General features: G+C 67.9%; 9 protein-coding genes and 1 pseudogene. 1 reads left to right on the top strand and 9 read right to left on the bottom strand.

Going from position 1 to position 10,526, the window contains the following annotated elements:
* From ACH107_RS25925 to ftsW, 8 genes and pseudogenes are all read right to left on the bottom strand, one after another.
* A pseudogene (locus ACH107_RS25925) lies at positions 1-530 on the bottom strand (hypothetical protein); the annotation flags it as partial.
* Positions 518-1,396, bottom strand: coding sequence for a D-alanine--D-alanine ligase (locus ACH107_RS25920; protein ID WP_412508510.1), 879 nt, complete (start codon positions 1,394-1,396; stop codon positions 518-520). The gene ACH107_RS25920 and the pseudogene ACH107_RS25925, both read right to left, overlap by 13 nt.
* 103 nt (positions 1,397-1,499) lie before the next feature.
* Positions 1,500-2,423 (bottom strand): UDP-N-acetylmuramate dehydrogenase, encoded by a 924-nt coding sequence (gene murB, locus ACH107_RS25915; protein WP_412508508.1) that lies wholly within the window; start codon positions 2,421-2,423, stop codon positions 1,500-1,502.
* A gap of 100 nt (positions 2,424-2,523) precedes the next feature.
* The gene (locus ACH107_RS25910; protein ID WP_412508507.1) at positions 2,524-2,772 is read right to left on the bottom strand and encodes a DUF2484 family protein; all 249 of its coding nucleotides are present in this window, start codon (positions 2,770-2,772) and stop codon (positions 2,524-2,526) included.
* Complete coding sequence (locus tag ACH107_RS25905) at positions 2,769-3,956, bottom strand: APC family permease (protein ID WP_412508506.1); 1,188 nt, start codon at positions 3,954-3,956, stop codon at positions 2,769-2,771. Before ACH107_RS25905 ends, ACH107_RS25910 begins: the two co-directional genes overlap by 4 nt.
* 92 nt (positions 3,957-4,048) lie before the next feature.
* The gene (gene murC / locus ACH107_RS25900) at positions 4,049-5,452 is read right to left on the bottom strand and encodes a UDP-N-acetylmuramate--L-alanine ligase (RefSeq protein WP_412508505.1); all 1,404 of its coding nucleotides are present in this window, start codon (positions 5,450-5,452) and stop codon (positions 4,049-4,051) included.
* 29 nt (positions 5,453-5,481) lie between these two features.
* On the bottom strand, positions 5,482-6,585 hold the full coding sequence (locus tag ACH107_RS25895) for a UDP-N-acetylglucosamine--N-acetylmuramyl-(pentapeptide) pyrophosphoryl-undecaprenol N-acetylglucosamine transferase (protein WP_412508504.1): 1,104 nt from the start codon (positions 6,583-6,585) through the stop codon (positions 5,482-5,484).
* A gap of 39 nt (positions 6,586-6,624) precedes the next feature.
* Complete coding sequence (gene ftsW / locus ACH107_RS25890) at positions 6,625-7,791, bottom strand: putative lipid II flippase FtsW (protein WP_412508503.1); 1,167 nt, start codon at positions 7,789-7,791, stop codon at positions 6,625-6,627.
* Between the two features lie 163 nt (positions 7,792-7,954).
* Here ftsW and ACH107_RS25885 point away from each other — a divergent pair, with 163 nt between their 5' ends.
* Positions 7,955-9,136 (top strand): NAD(P)/FAD-dependent oxidoreductase, encoded by a 1,182-nt coding sequence (locus ACH107_RS25885; protein WP_412508502.1) that lies wholly within the window; start codon positions 7,955-7,957, stop codon positions 9,134-9,136.
* Between the two features lie 102 nt (positions 9,137-9,238).
* Here ACH107_RS25885 and murD read toward each other — a convergent pair.
* Positions 9,239-10,526: UDP-N-acetylmuramoyl-L-alanine--D-glutamate ligase (gene murD / locus ACH107_RS25880; protein ID WP_412508500.1), on the bottom strand; the 1,288-nt coding region annotated here is incomplete at its 5' end.

Genomic DNA, 10,526 nt, shown 5'->3' with positions numbered 1-10,526 from the left:
TTCCCGGTGCCGTTTCCTCGATGGGCGTGGACCGGCTGTTGCCGAACCAGTTCGCCGGGTTCGCCCGGGAATCCCGCCAGCCGCTGCATCCGCTCAGCATCGCGCTCCTCGATCTCGGCCACCAGCACCCCGCCCTGCCGGATGCGCAGGCTGGCCGACACCACGGGCGCCAGCCCGGCCACCGTCTCCTGCAGGGCGTCGAGGTCCATGTCGAAGGAACTCACCGGGAACTCGTAGGGAAATATCTCGCGTATCTCCTCCTCGATCGGTGCGCTCGCGCCCTCGACCTCCAGCAGCCTGACCATGAATTCCGGCCGCGTCTCGACCGTCTGGCGCAATTCCGACACCGCCAGCAGCAACCGCTCCTGTCGCGCCTCGTCGGACAGCCATGCCGCGCCGAGCAGGAAAACGGCGGCGAAAGGCAGCCCCGCGCGCAACAACAGCCGGAACAGCGGTGTCAGCATCAACCGCTCCAACCGGAAACGCAGGCGCGACGGCGCCGGGTCGGCCTTGGGGCCTACCTGTTGCATGACGCGTCCTCCACCATCCACCGGCACAATTCGGGAAATCCGATCCCCGCCTCGGCTGCCTGCTCGGGCGACAGCGACGTGGGCGTCATGCCCGGCTGCGTATTCGTTTCCAGCAGGACCAGCCCGGCAAGGCCGCGCGCCTCGTCCCAACGGAAATCTGTCCGGCTCACGCCGCGGCATCCCAGCACGTCATGCGCCCGACGGGCGTAATCGAGACAGGCGTTGAAGATGTCACCGGGCAGCCGCGCGGGCACGTCATGGCGCGACCCGCCCTCGGTGTATTTCGCATGGTAGTCGTACCAGCCCTCGGTGATGATGTCCGTGACGGTCAGCGCACGGTCCCCCATCACCGTCGTGGTCAATTCCCGGCCCGGGGCAAAGGCCTCGACCATGACGGTCGCCGGCATGTCGTCGTCCAGCCGCGGCGGGCCGTTCGCCGCCTCGTGCACGAGATAGACCCCGACCGACGATCCCTCGTTGTTGGGCTTGGCCACGTAGGGCGGCGCCATGACGTGCTGCGCGCAGACCTCCTCGCGGGTGGCGATGACGCTGTCCACCACCGGCAGGCCGGCCGCGCGATAGGCCGCCTTGGTCTTCTGCTTGTCCATCGCGAGGGCCGAGGCAAGAACACCCGAATGCGTGTAGGGCACGCGCATCCATTCCAGCAGTCCCTGAACGCAGCCGTCCTCGCCCCAGCGGCCATGCAACGCGTTGAAGGCGACATCCGGGTTCAACGCGTCCAGACGCGCGGCAAGGTCGTGGCCGGCATCGACCTCGACCACCTCGTAGCCCGCTTCCCTCAATGCCGCGGCGCATTCGCGCCCGGATGAAAGCGACACCTCGCGCTCCGCCGAGGGGCCACCCATCAATACCGCGACAACAGGGGTTCCACTGCTCGTCCGAACCGCCATTTGCCTCAATGTCCCGCGCCGTTTTCCGGCCGCTGTCGTTATCACGCCTGCCTTGGCGTCAGGGGGTCGGTTCGCCGACCCTCATGATTTCCCAATGTAACTCCAATCCGCTGTCTTGGAAAACCTTTTTTCGCACCTCCTCGCCCAGCCCTTCCAGCTCGGCGGCGGTGGCGCCGCCGGTATTGATCAGGAAATTGGGATGTTTCGGGCTCATCCGGGCGCCGCCCATCGTCGCGCCGCGCATCCCCGCCGCGTCGATCACCTTCCACGCCTTCAGGTCATGGGCGTCATCGGCACGGCCGGTACTGCTGTAGCCGGCCGGGTTGCGGAACGTGCTGCCCGCCGTGCGCTCCTTCGTGGGCTGCGTGGCGTCGCGCTTGGCAAGCTGCGCCGCCATCTTCGCCTCCAGCGCCGCCGGATCGCCCGGCACCCCGTCGAAGACGGCCTCCGTGATCACCCAGCCCTCGGGCAGGTCCGTCTGGCGGTAACGGAAATTCAGGTCTGCCGCGGTTAGCGTGACGACTTCGCCGGCCCGGGTGACGGCCGTCGCCTCGACGAAGGCATCGGCGGTGTAGCTGCCATAGCAGCCCGCGTTCATCCGCACCGCGCCGCCGATCGCGCCGGGGATGGTCCGAAGGAAGGTCAGGTCAACCCCCGCCGCGGCCGCCTGGCGCGCCACGTGCGCATCCAGCGCCGCCGCCCCGGCCGTAACGCGACGGCCCTCGATACGGATATGGTTGAAGCCCCGGCCAAGGCGGATCACCACGGCGCGCACCCCGCCGTCACGCACGATCAGGTTGCTGCCGACCCCCATCGGAAACACCGGCACGGACGGGTCCAGCGCCCGCAAGAAATCGGCAAGGTCCTGCGTGTCGGCGGGCTGGAACAACCAGTCCGCCGGTCCGCCGACACGCAGCCACGTGAGCTCGGAAAGCGGGCGGTTCGGGGTCAGCTTGCCCCTCGGGGCGGGAAGGTCGGTCATGGCAGGCTTGTGCCCTCTGGCGACCGCAAGGTAAAGGGCCGCGTGGACCGCGACCGTCCGCGGCACCGGCACCGTCGCGATCCCGACGCGATGCCGGGCCTCATCCCCGTAACCGTGTCCTCAACCATCGGCCAAGGTGGATCACCGGCCAGCGCAACACGCTCATCCCGGCCAGCAGCCCGGCCAGCCCGATCCATGGCCCGTTCTGCCACGTCAGGAACCCCAGCAGCGGCACACCGATCACGATCAGGACAACCGCCCGGCGCCAGTGGTTGTCACGCGACGGGATCATCGCCAGCACGTTGGCCCCGATCGCCCAGAGACACGCAAGGATCAAGGACAAGTTCATGAAGTCACGCCAAAATTCACGGCCAGCGCGGCAAGCGCGGCAAGCAGGCCAACAACGGGCACGACCATCGGCACGCGAAACGGCGCCTCGGGCTCGCGGCGCTTCATCCCGATCAGCGCTCCGTTGACCAGCACGAAAACGGACAGCAGGATCGTTGACGTCACTTCGGCCAGATTTGCCACGGGCAAGGCCAGCGCACCGACGATGACCAGGGCCCCGATCAACAGCGTGGCCAGCACGGGGGTTCCGAAACGCGGATGCGCGTGATGGAAAATATTTAATGATTCCGTGCGCTTGCCTATCCCGAACAACACGCGCGAGGCCATGACGATCTGCGCCAGCACACCGTTCAGCGCCGCCGCCACGGCGATCAGGGACAGGAAGGCGGCCGATCCGCCCCGCGCTTCCTGCCAGACAAGCGCGAGCGGTTGTTCGCTGGTTCCCAACCGATCGAGCGGCACCGCCCGAACCGCAGCGAAAGAGACCAGCGCGTAAAGCAGGCTGGTGATGACCAGCGACAGGAGGATGGCCCGCGGCAGGGTCTTGTTTGGCTCGCGCACTTCCTCGGCCATGTTCACGATGTCCTCGAAACCGATGAAGGCAAAGAAGGCAAGGACGGCCCCCGCCGCGACACCGGGCCAGACCACTTCCGCGGGCACATTGAAATCGGGCGCCGCGTCTCCGCTGAAACCGGCAAAGATGACCAGTGCCAGCCCCAGCACCTCGATCGCGGTGAAAACCGCGGCCACCGCCAGGCTTTCCAGTACCCCGATCACCGCGACCGCCAGCAGCGCGAGGCCCATCACCAGCACGGTGGGCGCAAACGGCAGATCGACGGCCGAGATCAGGTAACCGGCACCGCCGCGCAAAACCGCCGCCGCCGACACGGTGCCCGCCGCAACGATGGCAAGCCCCACCAGCAAGGCCAGCATCGGCACGCGCAGCCCCTTGGCCACGAAGATCGCCTCGCCCGCCGCTTCCGGCAGGCGGGTCGAGAATTCCGCGTAGCTGAGCGCGGTCGGCGCCGCGATGAGCCCGGCCACCAGAAACGACAACGGCGCCCAAACCCCCGCATCGGCGGCGACGGCCCCGACGAGCACGTAAATGCCCGCGCCCACCATGACGCCCACGCCGTAGGCCGTCAGCAGACCCAGCCCGATACGGCGCTTGAGCGCGTCAGCCATTGTCCCCTCCGCTCATTGCAGCGGCTTCGCGCGGGCGAAGCCGGTACCAGGTACATTATAGAAGACGGGTTGTCCTTGCCATCGTCGCCCCGTCATGCCTTGCGTTGCAAACGTCCGGGCAGGTTGTTGGCCCAGCCGCTGATCGTGCCGGCCCCGAGGCACACTACGATGTCCCCCGGCTCGGCGTGTTCGCGCACCAGCTTTTCAAGATCATCCTCGTCATGGATGGCACGCGCGTCACGGTGGCCCGCGCGGATCAGCCCGGCAACCAGATCATCCCGCGTGGCCCCCTCGATGGGGTCCTCGCCCGCGGCATAGACTTCGGCAATCGCCACCACGTCGGCCTCGTTGAAACAGGCGCAGAAATCATCGAAATGATGGTGCAGGCGCGTGTAGCGGTGCGGCTGATGCACGGCGATGACCCGCCCTTCGCTGGCCTGGCGCGCCGCGCGAAGCACGGCGGCGATCTCGGTCGGGTGGTGGCCGTAATCGTCGATCACGGTCACGCCGCCCGCCTCGCCGACACGGGTGAAGCGCCGGTTCACGCCGCCGAAATTGGCCAGCGCGTCGCGGATGCCCGCGCGGCTCATGCCAAGGTGCCGGGCAACCGCGACGGCGCCGAGCGCGTTGGCGATGTTGTGATCCCCCGGCATGGGCAGGCTGCATCCCTCGATGACCTTGTCCTCGGCGCGAAGGACAATGTCGAAATGCGCGATCCCCTTGTCGTACCGCAGGTTGATCGCGCGAATGTCGGCCTGCGCGTTGAAACCGTAGGTAACGACACGACGATCGGTGAGCTTGGCAACCAGCGCCTGCACGTCCGGATCGTCGGTGCAGCACACGGCCAGCCCGTAGAAAGGGATTTTCGAGACGAAATCGTAGAACCCGCGATGCAGGTTTTCCTCCGTGCCCCAGTGCTCCATGTGCTCGGGGTCGATATTGGTGACGATCGCGATGGTCGCCGGCAGCCGGTTGAACGTGCCGTCGCTTTCGTCGGCCTCGACGACCATCCATTCGCCCTGCCCGACACGCGCGTTCGAGCCATAGGCATGGATGATGCCGCCGTTGATCACCGTCGGGTCGAACCGCCCCGCATCCAGCAACGCGGCGACCATCGTCGTCGTCGTCGTCTTGCCATGCGTGCCGGCCACCGCCACGTTGGATTTCAACCGCATCAGTTCCGCCAGCATCTCGGCCCGGCGCACCACCGGCAGGCCGCGCCGTCGCGCCTCGTCCAGCTCCGGGTTGCCGGGCTTGATCGCCGACGAGATCACGACAACCTCGGCGCCGGTCAGGTTCTTGGCTTTCTGACCCACGAATACCGGCACGCCCATTCCCGCCAGCCGCTCGGTGATGGGCGTCGATTTCACGTCACTGCCCTGCACCGTGTAGCCGTGATCGAGCAGCACCTCGGCGATGCCCGACATGCCGATGCCGCCGATGCCCACGAAATGTATCGCGCCCACATCGCCCGGCAGCTTGGTCACCGATGTCATCGCCCTGGCTCCTTCCACATCGAGATCCCTCAAGTTCCGTCCCTCCCGGCAAGGTCGACCACCATGTCTGCGAGGTTGCCTTGCGCGTTGGGCATACCACAGCCAAGCGCCGCCTGCGCCATTTGCTGGGCCGCGTCCGGGTTTGTCATGACCGACGCTATCTGCGCCGAAAGCGTGGCGACTTCAAGCCGCGACTCGGGAATGACGATCGCGCCCCCCGCCTCGGCCAGACCGCGCGCATTCGCGCTCTGGTGATCACCTGTCGCCGCCGCGTAGGGAATCAGGATCGCCGGGCGCCCGATCACGCTCATGTCGGCGACGCTGCTGGCCCCGGCGCGGCTGATCACCAGTTGCGCCTCCGAAAGCCGGCGCGGCACGTCCCGGAAAAACGGCTGGACCTCGGCGTCAATACCCGCCTCGGCATACGCGGCCGCGACGCGGTCGGCATCCTCGGGCCTTGCCTGGTGGCTCACCCTGAGCCGTTCACGCACCTTCGCCGGCAATGCCGCGATCGCGCCGGGCACCACGTCGCTGAGAATGCGCGCCCCTTGGCTTCCCCCGATCACGAGGATCGACATCGGGTAGTCCCCCGGGGGAATGTAGGCGGCCCCGGCCCGCTCCAGCACGGCCGCGCGCACCGGGTTGCCCACATGCACGCCCGCCACCCCGTCGGGCAGATCCGTCGGCCAAGTGCCGCAGGCCACCGCATCCACGCGCCCCGCGAAAAGCCGGTTCACCCGGCCCAGAACGCCGTTCTGCTCGTGGATCATGCGCGGCAGGCGCAACAGCCACGCGGCACCGAGAGCCGGGATCGTCGGGTAGCCGCCGAACCCCACGACCGCGTCCGGCCTGTCGCGGATCATGCGCACCGCCGCCCCCAGCACACCGCCGAGGATATGGAACGGGGCAAGAAACTTGTTGATGATGCCACCGCGCGCGAAGGTCGCGCTCGCGACCTGCTCGATGGCGACCGAGTGGGGAAACCCGCCGGTATAGCGCGCGCCCCGCGCGTCGGTGGACAGCCTCACCCGCCAGCCGCGCCGCAACATCACCTCGGCCAGCGCCTGCGCGGGGAACATGTGCCCGCCGGTGCCCCCCGCGGCGACGATCAGAAGAGGTTGCTTTTCCGCCATCCGGACCTCCGTTGCATGGCGCGACAGCGCGTGACCGCCCTAGCGCCCGCGGCCGCGCAGTATGTCGCCAATCTCGCCCTGCGGGCGCGTGCGGGTGAATGCCAGTATCATGCCCAGGGCGATCCCGCCCGCGATCAGCGACGACCCGCCGTAGCTGACGAAAGGCAGGGTCATGCCCTTGGCCGGCAGCAGGCGCACCGCGACGCCCATGTTGATCATCGCCTGAACCCCGAACATCGCCACGAGCCCGGCCCCGGCCAGACGGATGAACGTGTCGCGTTCACGAATGAGCCGGAACAGCGACCGCACCACGATCCCGGCATAAAGCGCGATGATGCACAGGACCAGCACAAGACCGTATTCCTCGGCGGCCACGGCGATGATGAAATCCGTGTGCGCGTCCGGCAGGCTCCACTTGACCTGACCCTCGCCGACACCCACGCCGAAAAATCCGCCTTCCCGGATCGCGTTCGTGGCGAAACCGAGCTGCGTCGTCGGGTCCAGTTCGGGACTGAGAAACCCGTCGATGCGGCGCGCGAAGTGCTCTGAATTGGCATACGCAACCGTGCCCGCCGCGATCACGAGCCCGGCCATCACCACGAGCAACTCGATGCGGGCACCGCCCACGAAATACATCACGCCCCACGCGAAAAGCACGAGGCAAGCCTGCCCGAAGTCAGGCTGAAGTGCCAGCATCGCCACGATCAGCAACGCCAGCCCGAAGGACCAGCTTTTGCCCGGCGGGCCGTTGATTTCCTGGCTGGCGGCCATCATCCATGCAACGACCACGACGAAACCGGGCTTGAGAAACTCCGACGGCTGGATCGAGCCGAAGCCGAGGCTGTACCACCTGACGGCGCCCTTGCCGAAATCGGTACCGAATACAGGCAGAAGCGCGAGCGCCACGAAGGCAACAGCAAAGCCGATCACGGCAAGCCGGCGCACCAGTCGCGGGCTCATCATGGACGTGAGGAACATCGCGGTCAGCGCCAGCGCGCCGAAAACCGCCTGCCGCTGGACGTAATGAAACGGTGCGAAACCGTTCTTCTCGGCCAGCGGCGGCGAGGCCGCAAGCCCCAGCAGGATGCCGATGCCGAAAAGAATCAGGACACAGGAAATCGACCACTTGTCGATCGTGCGCCACCATTTGGGGATAACGGGCTCACCATCCCGAACCGGGACCGAGCCATATACCATCTCTGTCATGCGAACCGCCGATCGCTGCCTCTGCCATCGCCCCGTTTTCGGGGTCTTGTGTCCAGTCTAGCAGGAAGGGTCCCCGCTGGAAAGCATTCTCGCAGCGCGGCGTCCGGGCAGGCGCCCGCCGCACCGGCTTGACCGCGCCGCGACCTTCGGGCAACGGGTGCCCATGCAGCTGGACACCCTCATCCTTGGCGCCGGGGCCGCCGGCATGATGTGCGCCGCCCATGCCGGCGGCCGGACACTCGTCATCGACCACGCCCGCAACCCCGGCGAGAAGATCCGGATCTCGGGCGGCGGGCGGTGCAACTTCACCAACCTGCACGCCGGCCCCGGCAACTTCATCTCGGGCAATCCGCATTTCTGCAAATCGGCCCTGTCGCGCTACACGCAGTGGGATTTCCTCGACCTGCTGGCCCGCCACGGCGTGACGTGGCACGAGAAAACGCTGGGCCAGCTGTTCTGCGACGAGAAATCGCCGCGCATCATCCGCGTCCTGCGTGACGAACTGACCGCCGCCGGCGCGGATCTCTGGCTGCGGACCGCGATGGCCGATCTGTCGCATGACGGGACATGCTTCCGGGCCACGCTCGATCGCGAGGGCCAGCGCGTCGACGTGAACGCGCGCACCCTCGTGGTCGCCACCGGCGGGAAGTCGATCCCCAAGATGGGCGCCACGGGCCTTGCCTATGACATCGCGCGCCAGTTCGGCCACGACCTGACCGAAACACGCCCGGCGCTCGTGCCGCTCACGTTTTCTGACCAGCCGTTCGCGGCGCTGTCGGGAACGGCCCTGCCGGTAAGCGCCGGCAATCCGCGCGCCCGCTTCGAGGAAGGCGCGCTTTTCACCCATCGCGGCCTGTCCGGCCCGGCCATCCTGCAACTGTCGTCCTATTGGCGCGAGGGGGAGGAAATCACGCTGGACCTCGCCCCGGGCACGGATCTTGCAGCCACATTGCGTACGGTGCGTGCCCAGACAGGTCGGCGCAAGCTCACCACCGAACTGGGCCGGCACATCCCCGCGCGGCTGGTGGATCACCTCGCCCCACGGCTCGGCCTTTCGGGCAACCTTGCCGATCAGAGTGATGCGCGGCTGGCGGCCATCAGCGCCGACCTGCAGAGCTGGCGACTGAAACCGACCGGGTCCGAGGGGTACCGGACCGCCGAGGTCACGCTGGGCGGCGTGGACACGGCGGGGCTGTACTCGAAGACGATGATGTCGCGACACCTGCCCGGCCTCTACTTCATCGGCGAGGCGGTGGACGTGACCGGCTGGCTCGGCGGCTACAATTTCCAATGGGCGTGGTCGTCGGGCTGGGCCGCGGCGCAGGCGATCGCGCGAGATGGGTGAGGCCGGCGCGGGCCTGCCCCGTCCGGACCGGGGTATTTGGACCGAGAAGAAGACCGCGGACGGCGCTCGCCCCCGGTGAAAGCGCCCGTCCCCCCCGCCCCGTCAAAGACGGGATCGCACCTCGGTCATGAAATGCTCCCCGCGCGTTTCGAAATTGTCGTACTGGTCGAAACTGGCCGCCGCCGGCGCCAGCAGCACCGTGTCGCCCGGCTCGGCGTCGGCCAGGGCCCGGGCCACGGCCCGGTCCATCGTCGTGCAGATCTCGGTATCCACACCGTCCAGGTCGAGGGCGAAGCCCTCTGCCTCGCGTCCGATCACGTACGCCTTGACGACATTGCCAAGGCCGGGTGCCAGCCCGGCCAGCCCACCGTCCTTCTGCAAGCCGCCGCAGATCCAGCGGATGCGCCCGAACGCGCAGAGCGCCCGCAGCGCACTGTCCACGTTGGTGGCCTTGCTGTCATTGACGATCGTCACGCCGTCCTTCTCGGCGACGATCTGGCTGCGGTGCGGCAATCCGGCGAAGCTGTGGAAGGCGCGTTCGATCACCCGCGGCGCAAGGCCGAACGTGCGGCACGCGGCATAGGCCGCGCAGGCGTTCTGATGATTGTGCGCCCCCGGCAGCCCTTTAACCTGCCGCAGGTCGATCGCGCCCAGCTGCTTGCCCTTGCGATATTCGCTCAGGAATCCCTTGCGCGCGAAAACGCCCCAGCCCGGCCCGGCCAGCTTCCGAGTGACCGACACGCGGATCACGCGGTCGTCGGCGCGGCCCTCGGCCATCTGGCCCGCGAGGAAAAGGCCTTCGCTCTCGTCCACGCCGATCACGGCGCGGTCGGGGCCGCCTTCGGCAAAGAGCCGCCGCTTGGCGGCGAAATAACCGCCGAGGCCGCCGTGCCGGTCGAGGTGATCGGCGGACAGGTTCGTGAAGACGGCCACGTCCGGCGTCAGCGCGCGGGCGAGCTCGGTCTGATAGCTCGACAGTTCCAGAACCACCACGCCACCATCCCCGGGCGGGTCGATATCCAGCACGCCGCGCCCGATATTCCCCGCGAGCTGCACGTCCTTTCCGGCCTCGCGCAAGACGTGATCAATGAGCGCGGCGGTGGTTGACTTGCCGTTGCTGCCCGTTACCGCCACGACGCGCGGCACCACGTCATGCGCGGCCCAGCCCGACCGCGCCAGCGCGCGGAAGAACAGGCCGATGTCGTTGTCGACGGGCACGCCGGCCTCGAGCGCGGCGGCGACCACGCGGTTCGGCGCGGGGTAGAGATGCGGTATTCCCGGGCTGACGCACAGGCAGGCCACGTCATCGAACATGCCGGCGCGCGTCAGATCGCGCGTTTCGATGCCGGCCTCGACGGCGCGATCGCGCGCCGCCGGGCTGTCGTCCCAG

This window comes from Roseovarius halophilus (ex Wu et al. 2025) (assembly GCF_047086965.1).
Note: the sequence above shows the minus strand (reverse complement) of the source record. Positions and strands in the feature narration are given on the sequence as shown.

Excerpts from the sequence above, each read along its gene's own strand:
- ACH107_RS25920 (WP_412508510.1), bottom strand. The coding sequence starts at position 1,396 with ATGGGTGGCCCCTCGGCGGAGCGCGAGGTGTCGCTTTCATCCGGGCGC.
- murB (WP_412508508.1), bottom strand. The coding sequence starts at position 2,423 with ATGACCGACCTTCCCGCCCCGAGGGGCAAGCTGACCCCGAACCGCCCG.
- ACH107_RS25910 (WP_412508507.1), bottom strand. The coding sequence starts at position 2,772 with ATGAACTTGTCCTTGATCCTTGCGTGTCTCTGGGCGATCGGGGCCAAC.
- ACH107_RS25905 (WP_412508506.1), bottom strand. The coding sequence starts at position 3,956 with ATGGCTGACGCGCTCAAGCGCCGTATCGGGCTGGGTCTGCTGACGGCC.
- murC (WP_412508505.1), bottom strand. The coding sequence starts at position 5,452 with ATGACATCGGTGACCAAGCTGCCGGGCGATGTGGGCGCGATACATTTC.
- ACH107_RS25895 (WP_412508504.1), bottom strand. The coding sequence starts at position 6,585 with ATGGCGGAAAAGCAACCTCTTCTGATCGTCGCCGCGGGGGGCACCGGC.
- ftsW (WP_412508503.1), bottom strand. The coding sequence starts at position 7,791 with ATGACAGAGATGGTATATGGCTCGGTCCCGGTTCGGGATGGTGAGCCC.
- ACH107_RS25885 (WP_412508502.1), top strand. The coding sequence starts at position 7,955 with ATGCAGCTGGACACCCTCATCCTTGGCGCCGGGGCCGCCGGCATGATG.